Annotated in this window: 15 protein-coding genes; 10 read left to right on the top strand and 5 right to left on the bottom strand. The window is 59.6% G+C overall.

Features of this window, described 5'->3' with window-relative positions:
• Positions 1–122: 122 nt before the first annotated feature.
• Positions 123–1643: an aldehyde dehydrogenase gene (gene adh, locus ACIROW_RS05970; protein WP_402273010.1), complete on the top strand. Its 1521-nt coding sequence runs from the start codon at positions 123–125 to the stop codon at positions 1641–1643.
• Positions 1644–1749: 106 nt separating this feature from the next.
• Positions 1750–2124 (top strand): DUF779 domain-containing protein, encoded by a 375-nt coding sequence (locus ACIROW_RS05975; RefSeq protein WP_402273013.1) that lies wholly within the window; start codon positions 1750–1752, stop codon positions 2122–2124.
• Between the two features lie 2 nt (positions 2125–2126).
• Here ACIROW_RS05975 and yddG read toward each other — a convergent pair whose 3' ends face one another.
• Positions 2127–3050, bottom strand: a complete 924-nt coding sequence (gene yddG, locus ACIROW_RS05980; RefSeq protein ID WP_402273016.1) for an aromatic amino acid DMT transporter YddG — start codon at positions 3048–3050, stop codon at positions 2127–2129.
• 321 nt (positions 3051–3371) lie between these two features.
• Between yddG and ACIROW_RS05985 the strand changes: the two genes are divergently transcribed.
• Entirely contained in the window at positions 3372–5168 is a 1797-nt protein-coding gene (locus ACIROW_RS05985; RefSeq protein ID WP_402273830.1) for a methyl-accepting chemotaxis protein, read from the top strand.
• Here the strand turns inward: ACIROW_RS05985 and ACIROW_RS05990 are convergent.
• Complete coding sequence (locus ACIROW_RS05990) at positions 5165–6058, bottom strand: LysR family transcriptional regulator (protein WP_402273019.1); 894 nt, start codon at positions 6056–6058, stop codon at positions 5165–5167. The genes ACIROW_RS05985 and ACIROW_RS05990 overlap by 4 nt on opposite strands.
• A 95-nt stretch (positions 6059–6153) precedes the next feature.
• Here ACIROW_RS05990 and ACIROW_RS05995 point away from each other — a divergent pair, with 95 nt between their 5' ends.
• From ACIROW_RS05995 to ACIROW_RS06020, 6 genes are all read left to right on the top strand, one after another.
• Complete coding sequence (locus tag ACIROW_RS05995; RefSeq protein ID WP_402273022.1) at positions 6154–6936, top strand: NAD(P)H-dependent oxidoreductase; 783 nt, start codon at positions 6154–6156, stop codon at positions 6934–6936.
• A 183-nt stretch (positions 6937–7119) separates the two neighbouring features.
• A complete protein-coding gene (locus ACIROW_RS06000; RefSeq protein WP_402273024.1) occupies positions 7120–9279 on the top strand; it encodes a VTT domain-containing protein in 2160 nt (719 codons plus the stop codon).
• Positions 9276–10022, top strand: coding sequence for an endonuclease/exonuclease/phosphatase family protein (locus ACIROW_RS06005; RefSeq protein ID WP_402273027.1), 747 nt, complete (start codon positions 9276–9278; stop codon positions 10020–10022). The genes ACIROW_RS06000 and ACIROW_RS06005 overlap by 4 nt, the downstream gene beginning before the upstream one ends.
• Before the next feature lie 30 nt (positions 10023–10052).
• Positions 10053–11612, top strand: coding sequence for an FAD-dependent monooxygenase (locus ACIROW_RS06010; protein WP_402273029.1), 1560 nt, complete (start codon positions 10053–10055; stop codon positions 11610–11612).
• A gap of 150 nt (positions 11613–11762) precedes the next feature.
• The gene (locus ACIROW_RS06015; RefSeq protein ID WP_402273032.1) at positions 11763–12083 is read left to right on the top strand and encodes a hypothetical protein; all 321 of its coding nucleotides are present in this window, start codon (positions 11763–11765) and stop codon (positions 12081–12083) included.
• A gap of 504 nt (positions 12084–12587) precedes the next feature.
• On the top strand, positions 12588–12773 hold the full coding sequence (locus tag ACIROW_RS06020; protein ID WP_402273035.1) for a hypothetical protein: 186 nt from the start codon (positions 12588–12590) through the stop codon (positions 12771–12773).
• Positions 12774–12841: 68 nt separating this feature from the next.
• On the opposite strand, the gene ACIROW_RS06025 is transcribed toward ACIROW_RS06020, so the two are convergent.
• The 3 genes from ACIROW_RS06025 to ACIROW_RS06035 all read right to left on the bottom strand — a co-directional run bounded on the left by ACIROW_RS06025 (position 12842) and on the right by ACIROW_RS06035 (position 15152).
• A complete protein-coding gene (locus ACIROW_RS06025; RefSeq protein WP_016833583.1) occupies positions 12842–13243 on the bottom strand; it encodes a response regulator in 402 nt (133 codons plus the stop codon).
• Positions 13244–13599: 356 nt separating this feature from the next.
• Positions 13600–13821, bottom strand: a complete 222-nt coding sequence (locus tag ACIROW_RS06030) for a hypothetical protein (RefSeq protein WP_029363300.1) — start codon at positions 13819–13821, stop codon at positions 13600–13602.
• A 287-nt stretch (positions 13822–14108) separates the two neighbouring features.
• The gene (locus ACIROW_RS06035; protein WP_402273038.1) at positions 14109–15152 is read right to left on the bottom strand and encodes an NAD(P)H-dependent flavin oxidoreductase; all 1044 of its coding nucleotides are present in this window, start codon (positions 15150–15152) and stop codon (positions 14109–14111) included.
• A 297-nt stretch (positions 15153–15449) separates the two neighbouring features.
• Between ACIROW_RS06035 and ACIROW_RS06040 the strand changes: the two genes are divergently transcribed.
• Positions 15450–16064 carry a DUF2242 domain-containing protein gene (locus ACIROW_RS06040; RefSeq protein ID WP_402273040.1) on the top strand — a complete coding sequence of 205 codons (615 nt, stop codon included), beginning with the start codon at positions 15450–15452 and terminating at the stop codon, positions 16062–16064.
• The last annotated feature ends 21 nt before the right edge of the window (positions 16065–16085 follow it).

Consider the following 16085-nt stretch of genomic DNA (forward strand, 5'->3'; position numbering starts at 1 on the left):
CCGACAGCAAAAGAATCAAATCAACGACTTAGCGAACACGGGATGCCGTGGCACAAGACTTGATAGAGAGGGATACCCGCGAGGGATATTTTCACCATCATGACAACATTCAGGAGACAACAATGCTCTACGCATTCCCCGGCGCTGTCGGCGCCAAAATCACTTATCAGACGCACTACGACAACTTCATCGGCGGTAAATGGGTCGCACCGGTGGCGGGACAATATTTCGACGCCATCACCCCAATCAGCGGCAAGCCTTATACAAAAGTGGCGCGCTCCACTGCGCAAGACGTGGAACTGGCGCTTGATGCCGCCCACGCCGCAGCCGACAGCTGGGGCCGCACGCCTGCCGCCGAACGCGCCAACATTCTTCTCCGCATAGCCGATCGGCTCGAAGCCAACCTGGAATTGCTGGCCTACGCTGAAACCGTCGACAACGGCAAGCCGATCCGCGAAACGCTCAATGCCGACATTCCGCTGGCGATCGACCATTTCCGTTATTTCGCCGGTTGCCTGCGCGCACAGGAAGGTGCATTGAGCAATATCGACGAAAACACCGTGGCCTACCATTTCCAGGAGCCACTGGGCGTCGTCGGACAGATCATCCCCTGGAATTTCCCGATCCTGATGGCCGCCTGGAAACTGGCTCCCGCCATCGGCGCCGGCAATTGCGTGGTGCTCAAACCGGCGGAATCAACGCCTGTCAGCATCCTTATCCTGGCCGGGCTGATTGCCGACCTGCTGCCGCCGGGCGTACTCAACATCGTCAACGGCTATGGCCGTGAAGCCGGTTTGCCGCTGGCTACCAGCAAACGCATCGCCAAGATTGCGTTTACCGGTTCCACCACCACCGGCCGCGTGATTGCCCAGGCCGCGGCCAACAACCTGATTCCCGCCACGCTGGAGTTGGGAGGAAAATCGCCGAACATCTTTTTTGCCGATGTCATGGACAAGGACGACGGCTTCCTCGACAAGGCAATTGAAGGACTGGTGCTGTTTGCATTCAATCAGGGTGAAGTCTGCACCTGCCCGTCTCGCGCCCTGATTCAAGAATCGATCTACGACAAGTTCATGGAACGGGTGCTCAAGCGGGTTGCCTCCATCAAACAGGAAAACCCGCTGGACACCGACACCATGATGGGCGCGCAGGCATCGCGCGAGCAGCTGACCAAGATCCTGTCGTATCTCGATCTTGGCAAACAGGAAGGTGCACAATTGCTGGCCGGCGGTGCGCAAACCCAGCTCGGCGGGGAACTGGCCGATGGTTACTATGTCCAGCCGACGCTGTTCAAGGGACATAACAAGATGCGCATTTTCCAGGAAGAGATATTTGGACCAGTCCTGGCCATAACCACCTTCAAGGATGAAGCCGAGGCGCTCGAAATTGCCAACGATACCCTCTACGGACTGGGAGCGGGGGTCTGGAGCCGTAACGGCAATGTCGCCTATCGCATGGGTCGCGCCATCAAGGCGGGCCGGGTCTGGACCAACTGCTATCACGCCTATCCGGCGCATGCCGCGTTCGGTGGCTACAAAGAGTCCGGCATCGGTCGCGAGACGCACAAGGTGATGCTCGATCACTACCAGCAAACGAAAAATCTGCTGGTGAGTTACAGCGAGCAAAAGCTGGGCTTCTTTTAAACATCAAGAGAAAAACACTGCCGCGAGGGAGACGGCCACCTGTCTCCCTCCGCACGACAGGCAGATCTGACGTCCGAGGCGCCATTTCAACAATGGAGACAACAGCATGGTAGACAAAGTAATTGCTACGCCAGCCGCGCTGGAACTTGTGGAGTTCCTGAAGAAGAAACACGGGGATCTGATGTTTCACCAATCCGGAGGGTGCTGCGACAACAGCGCGGCAAATTGTTACCTGCCCGGAGAGATCACGATGGGCGCCGGCGACGTCTATCTCGGCCACATAGGAGGATGTCCGTTTTACATCGGGCGGGCTCAGTATGCATACTGGAAGCACACGCAATTGATCATCGATGTGATCGAAGGGCATGGCGGCACCTTCTCACTGGAAGGCCCTGAGGGCAAAGCATTTCATACCCGCTCGCGGGTTTTTACCGAAGAAGAGATGCAAGAAATTCTGCGAGAAGAGAATCAGGAGGCATGAGTTCAGGTCCGCTCTGCGCCGACGCCTTCCGGCCCCGCTGAAGATTTCCCGGCGCCGGTTGCACGCCAGCACAATATCGATCCGGCACACACCAGAGACGCCCCGATCCAAAACGATCCCGGCAACGGAGCCCGGAGCAGGATCGCAGACAGCGCCGACGAGAAAACGGGAATGAAGTACGACGATCCTGCCAGAACGGTGACATTGCCGTGCAGGATGCCGACATTCCATGCCGCATACCCGAAGCCCATCGCTGCTGCCGCCAGGAGCAGATAGACCACGGCCGGTGTGCTGAAAGAGATCGGACGGTAATCCTGCAGAAAGAATTTCACCCAAAGCGCCAATGAGACAAGAATGAAGAACAGCGTCACGCCGTTTTTCCCCTGCGCGACATTGGTCGTGACGGTGCAATATGCAGCCCACACAACAGCCCCCGCCAGAGCCAGGCCGTAGCTGAGCGGATTGGCTCTGACATTGGCAAGCATGCTGAAGACATCCAGTCCCTGATCGCCACCCACTACCCAAGCAATACCGACAATGGAGCAAGCCACGCCGGGAACCACCAGCAAGGTCGCCCTTTGCCTGCTGAACGTCATTGCGGAGATGAGCGTGAATGTCGGCCACAAATAGTTGACCATTCCCACCTCAATTGCCTGTCTGCCCGAGTCGGCATACCCGATCGACAGGGAAAGACAAAGCTCATAAGTAACGAACAGAAGGCTTCCCCACAGTAGATATTTCCTGGGGAAGGAATCGAGCTTCGGCATGCCGACCGAGCAGAACAAAAACAAAGAGGCAACGCTGTAAATCATGGCCGCGCCCGCAGTGGCGCCGAAATACTCGCTCACGCTGCGGATCAGTCCAACGATGGAACTCCAGAGGAGCACTGAGGTAAGTCCTATGAGGGTGGCTTTCTTGCTATTCATCAAATTCCAACAAGTACGGGGTGAAAAAGGATAGCGCGAAGTCTAGCCGAACGAGGGGCTTGGCACTGCCCTTTCAGCGCCACAGATCAACTCGGCAGAACTTGACAGCTTTATTTATACAAGTAGTATACACCGTGTATTAATAATGCAAAACGACTCCCGTTGTTGCTTCGCTTCTGGAAGAACCATCGACTGCGGGGCGTTCTGACGACGGAATTGATCGGCCAGGCGACATGCCTGCAGACAGTTCTCATAACAAACCCGGGGATTGCGGACTGGCTTCGCATTCACGCCTTACTTATTCGAGGCTTCACCATGTCATTGTTCCGCTCAATCCGGACGAGAATTCTCATCGCCAGTCTGTCCATCCTCGCTGCGGCACTCCTTGCGAACGCAGCGCTTAACTATTTCGTGGCGAACATATTCAGCAAACAGTCGATCGTTTCGAATCTGGACTCCGTCTCCGCAGGCCACGTCGCCGGCATTGACGACTGGGTTGCGACGCGCGCACAGATGATCATTTCGCTGAGAACCGCGGCGAGCGAGCCTGATCCACTCTCGACGTTCATCGATGTTCAGAACGCAGGCGGTTTCACCGCCGTGTTCATGGGTCGCGCGGACAAGACTTTTGTATCCACCGCAAAAACCAATCTCCCTTCGGACTTCAATCCCGTCGAGCGCCCCTGGTACAAACAAGCGACGGCTTCGGGCAAGCCGATTGTCACGACGCCCTATATCGATATCACTTCCGGCAAATACGTCGTGGCCTTCGCCGCGCCGGCAGAAGGGCCGAACGGGATCAAGGAAGTTGTGGGAGGCAACGTCAGCATGGCGACCGTGCTGGCGAACGTCGATGCGATTCATCCGACGCCAAGCAGCCTGGGCATCCTGTTTGCAGGAAACGGAAATATCATTGCGTTCTCCGATGCAAAAATGATCGGCAAACCGATCTCCACGCTGATTCCGGATCTATCGATCAGTGCTTTGACGTCGGCGACGCAGCCCCTTCCGGTCAAGATCAACGGCACGACGAAATTGCTGAAAGTAACGCCGATCAAGGGGACCGACTGGCACGTGGTAGTCGCGCTGGATGAGGCGGAAGCCACGGCAGGCATGCGTTCGCAATTGTCCGCCGCGATCCTGGTGCTTGTCGCGATCATGATCGTGGCAGCGCTGGTGATGTACGCGGTGACGACGATATTGCTCAGGCGCCTCGATACGATCAAAGACGCAATGATCGCGATTTCTTCTGGCTCGGGCGACCTGACTAAACGCTTGCCGGCCGCAGGCGAAGACGAACTGGCGCAGCTCTCCACGGCGTTCAATCGCTTTGCGGAAAAGCTGCTGATCGTTACGCGCCAGGTACGCGTCATCAGCGAAGCGGTCCGGGAGGCAGCGAACCAGATTGCAAGCGGAAACGAGGAATTATCCGGAAGAACGGAAGCGGCTGCCGCCAGCCTGGAACAGACGGCAACGTCGATTGAGGAAATCACTTCTACCGTCAGCCTGTCGGCAAGTGCGGCCAAGGACGCCAACTCTAAATCGACTGACGCCTCGACGATCGCCGCACGTGGCGGCGAAGTGATCACGGGCGTGATTGCCTATATGCAGGAAATCGAAGTGGCTGCGGGCAGAATCCGCAGCATTATCAGTGCCATCGACGGGATTGCTTTCCAGACCAACATCCTTGCCTTAAATGCCGCAGTCGAGGCCGCACGTGCCGGGGAACAGGGACGAGGATTCGCAGTCGTCTCCAGTGAGGTCCGCAGCCTCGCGCAACGAAGCGCGCAAGCCGCCAAGGAAATCAAGGGACTGATTGAAGCCACCATCGACAGCATCGCTTCAGGATCCTCGCGTGTCGCCGTGGCTGGACAGACCATGCAGGAAATCGTGGCGTCGGTCAACGACGTCAAAACAATGATGGGACAAGTTTCCGAAGCCGCGGATGAGCAGACGCTGGGCATCCACGAAGTCAATCGCGCCATGGGCCAGCTCGAGGCCATGGTTCAGCAAAACAGTGTCCTTGTGCAGGAATCGACTGCGACGGCATCGACCCTTTTGCTTCAAGCAAACGAACTTGCCGTGACGGTGAGTCAGTTCAAGACCGACAGTGACTAGACCAAATTCACCAGATAATCGCGCAACCATTGATGCGCCGGATCGCGATGCGAGCGTTCATGCCATAGCATCGCCATGTCGTAGCCGGGGACGTCGACGGGAGGCTCGACCACCTGCAGCGCGGCGGATCCGCGCATCAGGCGCGACGGCAGCATCGCCACCATGTCGGTGTTGGCCAGCACCGACATCATGAACAGGAAGTGCGGCACCGACAATGCCACGCGGCGCTGCAACCCCGCGGCCGCCAGCGCGTCGTCGGTAACGCCGCGAAAGCCGCCGCCATCCGGCGATACGATCACGTGCTCCAGCGCGCAGAACTGCGCCGGCGTCGGCTTGCGCCGGAGCTTGGGATGCCCACTGCGCCCCACCAGGACATAGCGCTCGCGGAACAGCACGCGCTGCCGCAGGCCCGGTGGCGCATCATGGCTGGTATGAAAGGCCAGATCGATCTCGCCCTGCTCCGCCTGCCGCGCAATGCGCGTCGGCGCCAGTTCAACCACCGCCAGGCGCGTACCGGGTGCGGCGGCGCGCAATCCCGGCAAGGCCGGCAGCAACACTGCCGTTTCGGTGGCGTCGGTAGCGGCGATGCGCCAGGTATTGTCCGCCGTGGCGGGATCGAATCCTTCACCCGGCGCCACCGCACGCTCGAGCGCCTGCAAGGCTTCACGCAAGGGTTCCCGCAATTCTTCGGCGCGTGCGGTCGGCTGCATGCCGCGCGGTCCCGGCAACAGCAACGGGTCGCCGAAGATTTCACGCAGCTTGGCCAGATGCACGCTGACCGACGGCTGCGAGAAGTTGAGTCGCTGCGCCGCACGTGTGACATTGTGCTCAGACAGCAGCACGTCCAGCGTCACCAGAAGATTGAGATCGAGTTGCCGCAGCTTGTTCATGATCAGCTTTCGTAATACCTGTCATTGTAGAAATTCATTTCCAATATACCTGACACAGACCTAAGCTGGGCGCTTCCTTCTTTTGAAAGCCCGCCATGAATGTCCTGATTGTCTACGCCCATCCCGAACCGCAATCGCTGAACGGTTCCCTCAAGGATTTCTCGGTTGCGCGCCTGGAGGCGGCCGGCCACGCCGTACAAGTGTCGGATCTGTATGCCATGAACTGGAAAGCGCCGATCGATGCCAACGACAGCCTGGCGCCGCGCAACGGCGAACGCTTCGATGCATCGCTGGCATCGATGCATGCCTTTGAGAACGGCCTGCAAAGTGCAGATATCGCGCGCGAACAGGACAAGCTGCGCTGGGCCGATATGGTGATTTTGCAATTTCCGCTGTGGTGGTATTCCATGCCGGCCATCATGAAGGGCTGGGTGGAACGCGTGTACGCTTACGGCTTTGCCTATGGCGTCGGTGAACATTCCGATACCCACTGGGGCGACCGTTTTGGAGAAGGCACGCTGGCAGGGAAACGCGCGATGGTAATCACCACCACCGGCGGCTGGGAGTCGCACTATGCAGCGCGCGGCATCAACGGCCCGATCAACGACCTGCTGTTCCCTATCCACCATGGCATCCTGTATTACCCCGGCTTCGCGGTGCTGCCGCCGTTCGTCGTGTACCGCACCGGCAAGACCGATGCTGCGCGCTACGCCGACATCTGCGCAGCGCTCGGTGAGCGCCTCGACACGCTCGCCAGCACCACGCCGATTGCGTTCCGTCCGCAAAACGCCGGCGACTACGCCATCCCGGCGTTGACGCTGCGTGAGGAGATTGCGCCGGGGGTGTCGGGCTTTGCGGCGCACCTGCGGGATTTATGAATTCATTGGAATGATTCCAAAATCGCAACATTTCCCACATTGCGCTTGTTGCGCCCCTTCAACTTCCTTTTTGTCTGACTTTGGAAAAAGGCATTTGCCGATACCCGCGCCGGACTGTCCTGTTTACGCTGGAATCCCTTATTGCGCCTGCACCGCAGGCATTACCGAAAGGTCAGCGGATCCATGCATACCGAGCCAGCGCCATCCCGAACTCGCCTGCTCGAGCCCGGCAAGAATTGCTGGCGCATTGCGCCGGCTCATCGCTTCAAACTGCTGATCGACGCTGACGCCTATTTCAGCGCTGTGCGTGCCGCTGTGCGAAAGGCGCAGCGCAGCGTGTTCATCCTGGGCTGGGACATCGACAGCCGCATGCGACTGATGCCGGGAGGCGCCGACGACGGCTATCCGGAGGCGCTGGGCGACTTCCTCAACGCACTGATTGAGGAACGTCCGCAACTGCACGTCTATATCCTGAACTGGGATTTTGCGATGCTGTATGCCTTGGAGCGCGAATGGCCGCCTGCCTACAAGCACGGTTGGCGCAAGCGCAGCCGGCTCTACTTCCATATGGACGCCAGCCATCCGGTCGGCGCTTCGCATCATCAGAAAATCGTCGTGGTGGACGACAAGCTGGCCTTCGCGGGCGGCATCGATTTGACGCGCAATCGCTGGGACACGCCGGAACATGCGCCGGATCAACCGTTGCGCCGCGACATTGATGACAAATCCTACGGTCCTTTCCATGACGTGCAGGCCATGGTCGACGGCGAGGCCGCTGAAGCACTGGGCGAATTGGCGCGCATGCGCTGGTCGCGTGCCGGCTGCAGACCTGCGCTGGCGCTGAACAAGGCTGGAGGTGGCGACGACCTGTGGCCGGCCGGTGTGGAAGCCGACCTGTGCGAGGTCGAGATCGGCATCGCACGCACCGAACCGGAACGTGACGGCATCGACGGCGTCGGCGAAATCCGTCAGCTCTACCTCGACGCCATCGCAACGGCACGGCATTCCTTGTTCTTCGAAAATCAGTACTTCACCTCCAATGTGCTGCACGACGCGCTGGCGGCACGCCTGGCTGAAGACGACGCGCCGGAAGTCGCCGTGGTGTCGCCGCAGAACCAGAGCGGCTGGCTGGAGCAAGCCACCATGGGCCACCTGCGCGCACGCATTCATCAGCGCCTGAAAACCGCCGACCGTCGCGACCGCTATCGCATGTACTGCCCGCAACTGGCCGGCGAGCAGGACGGCTGCCTCAATGTCCACAGCAAGGTGTTCGCGGTCGACGATCACCTGTTCTGCGTCGGCTCGGCCAACATGAGCAACCGGTCAATGGCGTATGACACCGAATGCAATCTCGTGATCGAAGCCCATGGTGACGAGACCCAACAGGCGCGTATGCGTGCGGCGATCGCCGATATGCGCAACCGCTTGCTGGCAGAACATCTCGACGTCAATGTAGAAACCGTCCGGTTGGAAATCGACAAGGGCGCCGGCCTGCATGCCGCGATCGCCTCACTGCAGAGCGAGGGCCGGTCGATGGTCACGCTCGATCCGGAGCTGCTGCCGCAGATCGAGGCACTCATGCCCGACAAGGTGATGTTCGATCCGGAAACGCCGATCAATCCCGACGAACTGATTGCCCAGTTCGTGCCCGGTCATGCACGCAAGCCGGTGCCGCGCCGTCTGATCGGCCTTGGCGTGTTCGGTATCCTGCTGTTGGCGTTGACTCTGGCGTGGCGCTTCACGCCGCTGCGCGAGTGGCTCAATCTGAGTTCGCTGATCGCCCTGGCGCGCGGCCTTGAGGCATTGCCATTCACGCCGCTGGCGGTGATGGCGGTGTATCTGGTGGCGGGTATGCTGATGTTCCCGGTGACCTTGCTGATCGCGGTGACGGGCATCGTGTTTGGGCCGTTCTACGGCGCCCTGTATGCGCTGGCGGGATCGTTGCTGAGTGCGCTGGCCGGTTTCGGCTTTGGCGTCTGGCTCGGACGCGAGACGCTGCAACAGCTGCTGGGCCGCCGCGTCAACAGCCTGAGCCGGCGCTTCGCCAAGCGCGGCATCCCTGCCATGGTGGTGATCAGGCTGCTGCCGGTGGCGCCGTTCACGATCGCCAATGTGGTGGCCGGCGTGTCGCACCTGAGCCTGCGCGATTATCTGATCGGCACCTTCCTCGGCATGGCGCCCGGCATTATCCTCACGGTCGCATTTGCGCATAACCTGGCCGAAGCGATTCGCCATCCCAGCCTGGCGACAATGGCCTTGCTGGCAGGTATGGCGGCGCTGCTGATCGGCATGGCGCTGGGCTTGCAGAAATTGTTTTCACCGCAACAGCGGAGCGTGCGATGAACGACATCGCCGCCATCCTGGCGCCCCCCGCGCAAGCGGTACCGGTCAGCCCCACTCCCTGGCCGCTCACCGTCGCCACCTACAATATCCATAGTGCGATCGGCATTGACGGCCGCTTCGCGCCCGAACGCATCGCACGTGTCCTGCTCGATATCGGCGCCGATGTGATCGCGTTGCAAGAGGTGCCGCTGGGCGGTTCCCGGAATGCAGATGTGCTGAAAGTATTGCAGGAAGCGACCGGCTTCCACGCTGTCGAAGGTCCGACTGAAGACTCTCCGCAGCGCCGCTACGGCAATGCGGTGCTGAGCCGCTATCCGGTGCGGGCGACGCGCGCCATCGACTTGTCGTTTGGCAGCCGCGAAGCACGCGGTGCGCTGGACGCCGATCTCGACTGCCACGGCCAGCCGCTGCGCGTGGTGGCGACGCACCTGGGCCTGCGCCCGGCCGAACGGCGCGATCAGATCAGGCGTCTGTTGCAGACCTTCGATACCGACCGCATGCCGGTGATCCTGATGGGCGACGTCAACGAATGGTTTGTCTGGGGGCGGCCGTTGCGCTGGCTGGTGTCGCACTTCGATGCGGTCCCGGCTCCCCGCACGTTCCCGGCGCGCTGGCCGCTGTTTTCGCTCGACCGCATCTGGATCAGCCCGCGCCGCCGGTTGTTGCGGGTGCACGTGCACGCGAGCCCGTTGGCGCGCCTTGCGTCAGACCATTTGCCGCTGGTGGCGCATATCGATGCCTAGTGGTTCGGCCCTCATTGAAAGGAACATACAATGGAACAGCATGAAGTCCTGATCGTCGGCGCCGGCCCTACCGGCATGGTGCTCGCGTTGTGGCTCAACAAATTCGGCGTGCGCGTGCGCATCCTCGACAAGGCGGCTGCGCCGGGCACGGCGTCGCGCGCGCTGGTGGTGCAGGCGCGGACGCTGGAACTGTATCGCCAGCTCGACCTGACCGAGGCCGTATTGGCAGACGGGCATCGGGCCCAGGCTTTCAACCTGTGGGCCGAAGGCGAGCACAAAGCGCACGTGCAGCTCGGCGCGATCGGCGAAGGGCTCACTCCCTACCCGTTCCTGCAGATCTTCCCGCAAGATCGTCATGAAAAACTGCTGGCCGAACGGTTGCAGGCGGCCGGTGTTGTGATCGAACGCGGCATCGAGTTCATCGACTACAGCGACGCCGGCCCGCACATCAGTGCGCGTTATCTCGACGCTGACGGCCGCGCACAGAACTGCGAGGCGCGCTATATCGTCGGCTGCGATGGCGCCCATTCGATGGTGCGCAAAAGCCTGGGGGCGGATTTTTCCGGCGGTACCTATCGCCAGCTGTTCTACGTCGCCGATATCGAAGGCAGCGGGCCTGCGCTCAACGGCGAGGTGCATGTGGATCTCAGCGAGGCAGACTTCGTCGCGGTGTTCGGTATGAATGCGGGCGGCCGCGCGCGTCTGGTCGGCACCATCCGCGAAGATCGGGTGAATGGTTTGGGCGGCAACGGACAAGCGGCAGCGCTGAATTTTGAAGATGTCTCCGAACGCGCCCTGCGCGAGATGAAGATCAAGGTCGACAAGGTCAACTGGTTCTCCAGCTATCACGTGCATCATCGCGTGGCGGACCGTTTCCGCTCCGGTCGCGCCTTCATCGCCGGCGATGCCGGACACGTGCACAGTCCGGTCGGCGGCCAGGGCATGAACACCGGCATCGGCGACGCCATCAACCTGGCGTGGAAACTGGCTGCGGTCTTGCAGGGCCAAGCCGGCGACAGTCTGCTGGACAGTTATGAAGCGGAACGTCTGACTTTCGCGCGACGCCTGGTGCAGACCACCGACCGCGCCTTCACGCTGGTGACTTCGCCGGGGAATCTGGCGAAGGTGGTGCGTACGCGCCTGGCGCCGGCGTTGCTGCCACGCGCAGTGCGTCTGCCGATGGCGCGCGAGTTCCTGTTTCGCACGGTGTCGCAAACCACCATCAGTTATCGCCACGGCCCGCTCGGTGCAGGACAGGCGGGCGCTATCCGTGGCGGTGATCGCCTGCCTTGGGCGCCGACGCATGGCGGCGACAATTTCGCCAGCCTGGCGACGCCTGCATGGCAAGTTCACGTCTATGGCGAAGCGCGCGCGGAATTATCCGAGTGGGCCGCTGCGCGCGGCATCGCTCTGCATGTCTTCGCCTGGGCCGCGCAGCACGACCATGCAGGCCTGGCCCGCAACGCGGCCTATCTGCTGCGGCCCGACTCTTACATCGCGTGCGCCGATCCGGCGGGCGGCGTGCAGACGTTTGACGACTATTTGCAGCAGCGTGGCTTGCAGATCGGCGGAGGCGCAAGAGCCGCATAGCCATCGGCAAAGACTTCAAACCACTACAAGCCGTCCGTCCTACTCTGACATCGTGTAGCGGTACTTGCCGACTTTCAATGGCGTCATTCTTCTTTAGCATGGTTCAACACGCCGCGCGTCTGCCCGACGTCCACATCCAAGGAGATCATCATGCATTCCAAACTCATTGCAGTTCTCGTCGCCGCGACCTTCAGCGCGGGCGCGTATGCCCAGGCCAGCACCGGTACCGCCGGCACCAGCACCACCAATGATTCGGCACAAACCGTGAACAACGACATGTCGAAGTCAAAAACCAAATCAACCAAGAAGAGCTCACGCCAACCGAAGGACAGCAACGCCGCACCCAAGCCTCCTGGTGGCGGCAACAGCGGTAGCGGAAATAGCGGCGGCGGTTCCGGCGGTGCAGGCGCCGGAGGCGCTGGTGCTGGTGCCGGCGGCGCAGGCGGTGCTGGCAGCGGCAGCGGCGGCTAATCCATTCGCGCCGTCAAACCGATCCGGCTTGCCCAGCGACTCTCTGTCGTAGCGGCAAGGCGGATCTCCTCAAGCGCTCAGTTCCTGCTTCGCCACCATCCAGATTGCGCCGGCGCATACTCCGGCCGCAGCCACGGCCAAAACGTGCAAGAGCCAGTCGAAACTCATTCCATTTCCTCTCGGCGTTCAATTTCCCCTGCACTCTCACAAGGCATGCGTCCAGTATAGGAAACAGCGCCGGGGAAGTTCGTTCGCGCCCGGTAAAACGCCGCAAAGTTTTGCAAAGACGGATAACCGCTGCCGCCTTGTCGAGGGTAGTGAAAAACAGGAATGATCGCGATGACAATCAAATGTGCAGTTTCATTTACATAACTGCACATTTTCTGCCCCAAGCTTTGACAAAGCGACAAGCACGAGAAAAGATTTCACCTGTTTTACACAAAACGTCCCGCGAAAAGCGAAAGGTTCATGCTAGGATTTTGCCATTCAAGGGAGAAACGAAGAATGCCTGACGGTCACCAATGTATCGAACTGCCGACCATCATCAACAATGTTGAGTATGTTTTGCAAAGCCGCACGATCGCAGCTGCGGATGGAACACAGCAGCCCGAGTACCGGGTGCTGCTGGAAGGTGTGGTGATCAAATCCTGGACTGCCGGCGATATACGCGCTTACTTCGCCATCGGCTGACGGCACGGCAGCCCGAGCAGCCGAACCAGTCGCCTGATGCGGCCCCGGCCCGCATATTTCACAGATCCTTACGTCGCCATGTTGGCGCGACGATGAATGATCTTTTCGATCTTATCTTTCAGCGTTGCCGCATTGAAGGGCTTGACGATATAACCGTCAGCGCCGGCTTGCGCCGCTTCGACGATATTCTCCTTCTTCGCTTCCGCAGTAATCATCAGGACCGGCAGATGCGCCAGGGACGGTGTCGCACGGATTTTTTTCAGCAAGGCCAGGCCATCCATCACCGGCATATTCCAGTCGGTCAGCACGAAGGTGATGGGAGCTGCGCCGCCTTCCAGCACTTTCATCGCCGCGGCGCCGTCTTCGGCCTCTGCCATCTTGGTGAACTCAAGTTCTTTGAGCAAACCGGTTACGATGCGCCTCATGGTAGAAAAGTCGTCTACCACCAGGAAATATTGATCATCTGCCATGTTGGGTAATGTGATTCTTGCGAGTTAGTGAGAGCGAGGGACTATCTAGATTTTTATCTGGATTTTTTACTGTTGCCAGTTTAAAACATTTCTGGAAACTTCAATACTCTACGGTACGAATATTGTAATAATCCATGAAAAATCAAGTTATCTATTTATCAATAAACAATATTTTTACGAGATCGTATTGTAAGGACATTTCCGGCGAGGCCACGTTCAATATCGGTAGAAACCCGATCTAACCGTGCGTCGATCCTTGGATTGGCAAAGCAAACTTGCGGAAAATACGCTACCTCTTTCCAGAGCAGGAAACAGACCAGGGTGGATGCCAGGAGCGATGATCCCGCCTTGCGACCCTATTTCTTGAGCAGTTCAATGGCGTCTTCGGCGACGCTGCGCAAATTGGTGATCGTCGCATTGAGATCGGCAAGTTCCCTTGCCGTCGGCGGCTCATCCATCCCACCCTTGACCAGCGACGCCTTGACGATCGTCGCCGCCATATGCCAGGCAGCGCGATTGTGCGCATTGATCAACTCTCTACGGATCCGCTCCAGTTCCGTTTTCTTTGTTTTATCCATCGCTTGTTTTTAGCTCGTCGGTTATTCGAATCTGACGGTTGACGCAGCCCCCACAACACTTCCGGTTGGAAAGATATTGTGAGACCCCCACCACCATACTATGCATCAATTCTTTCAAGCCCGTGACTCGCATTCACTTCGGTATCTTGATTGCAACTTGGCATTGCGAAATAGACATTACACCGAATTTCTATATCGAAACAATAAATCTTCTGACTTTCTATGCCAATTTTTATTGAGACATGATCCTGATCAACTTATTGCCGGCACACAGCCGCTCTCCAACCTTAAGCCCACCCGGCGGCCAACTCACGGGTCAGGTCAGCTGAAGGAATTTCCTTGCAACCACGGGCATTCTGTCCCGACCACAGCGGAGAAAAATCGCCGCTGCCCTGGGCTTCCGCCTTGGCGCGCAACGGCGCAATCGCGGCGGTGGCGAGCGGAAAAACTTGCGCGGCGCTGCTCAACGGCCCCAGCTCGCGCATGACGCGATTGACGATGCCGCGCGCCGGACCGCCTGTAAACAAGGTCGTCAGCGCAGTGTGTTCGGCGGCGGGCCCCTTGAGCGCAGCGCGATGCGGCGCGCTGGTAAGGGCTTCCGGTGTCAGCATGTACGCGGTGCCGATCTGCACGCCGGCTGCTCCCAGCAGCTTGGCGGCAGCCACGCCGGCCGCGTCGGCAATTCCGCCGGAGGCAATCACCGGGACTTTGACGGCACGGACAATTTGCGGCAGCAAGGCAAAAGTACCGATTTGCGTCGACAGGTCGTGCGTGAGGAAGAAGCCGCGATGACCGCCTGCTTCGAGACCTTGCGCAATAATGGCGTCGACACCCTGCTCTTCCAGCCAGCGCGCTTCCGCCACGGTGGTGGCCGAACACAGTACTTTGGCGCCCCACTTGCGTACGCGGTCGATCAATGCTTGGTCGGGCAAGCCGAAATGGAAACTCACCACCGGCGGCTTGAATTCGCTCAGCAGTTCCGCGGCCTCGGCGGAGAAAGGCGCACGGCCGGCCCCTTGCGGAATGAGCTCGGGATCGATGCCGTACTCGCGATAATAAGGCGCGAGCGCGGTGCGCCAGGCAGCTTCACGTGCGGCATCCGGCGTCGGCGGCGTGTGGGCGAAAAAATTGACGTTGTAGGGCTTGGACGTGCCCGCGCGAATCAATTCAAGTTCCTTGCGCAGGGTCTCGGGCGTCAGCATTGCACAGGGCAAAGAGCCCAGCCCGCCAGCATTCGATACCGCGATGGCCATGGCGTGGCCCTGAATCCCCGCCAGGGGCGCCTGAATCAACGGCAGCTCGATGCCGAGCAGTTTCTGTAGTGTGTCCATGACTGTTCTCTGTCCCGATTCTTTTTCTGCGGTTCATGATGCCGTCAAATTGCTGCGAGGCCGAAGCTGCCTCAAATGAAATTTTTACGTCATGACCGGCGAGAAATATTCAACAAGAAATCAACGAAAATTCACATTTAAACCAAAATATTCGTCTTCATCGCCAGTATAACGGGCCGCGTCATTTCGCGTCGGCGGCGACTTCGCTGTTACCACTCCTTACCTTCTGCTTCGACTTGCGGGCTTGCCGATAATTTACAATCGGGGGTATCGAATTACCTTCAGGAGAATCCAGGCATGCGCCGCTCGCTTCCTTTGCCGTTCGCTTATACCGTGCTGCCGCTCGTGGCCGTCGCGCTGCTGGCGGGCTGCTCCACGTCCAAGCCATCGTTTTACCATCAGGAAGATTTCAGCGAAACCGACACCTATTCGCGCAGCTTCGGCGGCAGCGACGCCGCAGTCTGCGAAGCCGCGCGCCGCGCCCTCCTGGGCCAGGGCTACATCATCAGCAAGGCGCAGGCCAATATTGTCGACGGCACCAAGAGCTTCCAGCCGGAAGCCGACCAGCACGTCGAAATCGCCTTCCACATCGTCTGCGCAGGGAACGGCAAGGCCGATCAGAAGGCCTCGGTCTTCGTCAGTGCCACCCAGGATCGCTACGCGCTGAAGAAAACCAACAACTCGGCCAGCCTCGGCGTGGGTGTGCTGGGCTCAGTCTCCATGCCGTTCGGGTCCAGCGATGACTCGCTGGTGCGGGTGGCCAGCGAAACCATCCGCTCGGCACATTTTTACGACCGCTTCTTTGGCGCGGTGGAACGTTACCTGGCGCCGGGCGAGGATGATGCCGCCAAAGCCAGTAAAACCGAGCTTGACGGCCCTTTGCCGCAGCCACAAAAAAAGGAGTCCAAATAGGACTCCCTGCACAGTTTTTCA

Source organism: Herbaspirillum sp. NPDC101397 (assembly GCF_044767325.1).
In the GTDB taxonomy this organism is placed as follows: Bacteria; Pseudomonadota; Gammaproteobacteria; order Burkholderiales; family Burkholderiaceae_D; genus Herbaspirillum.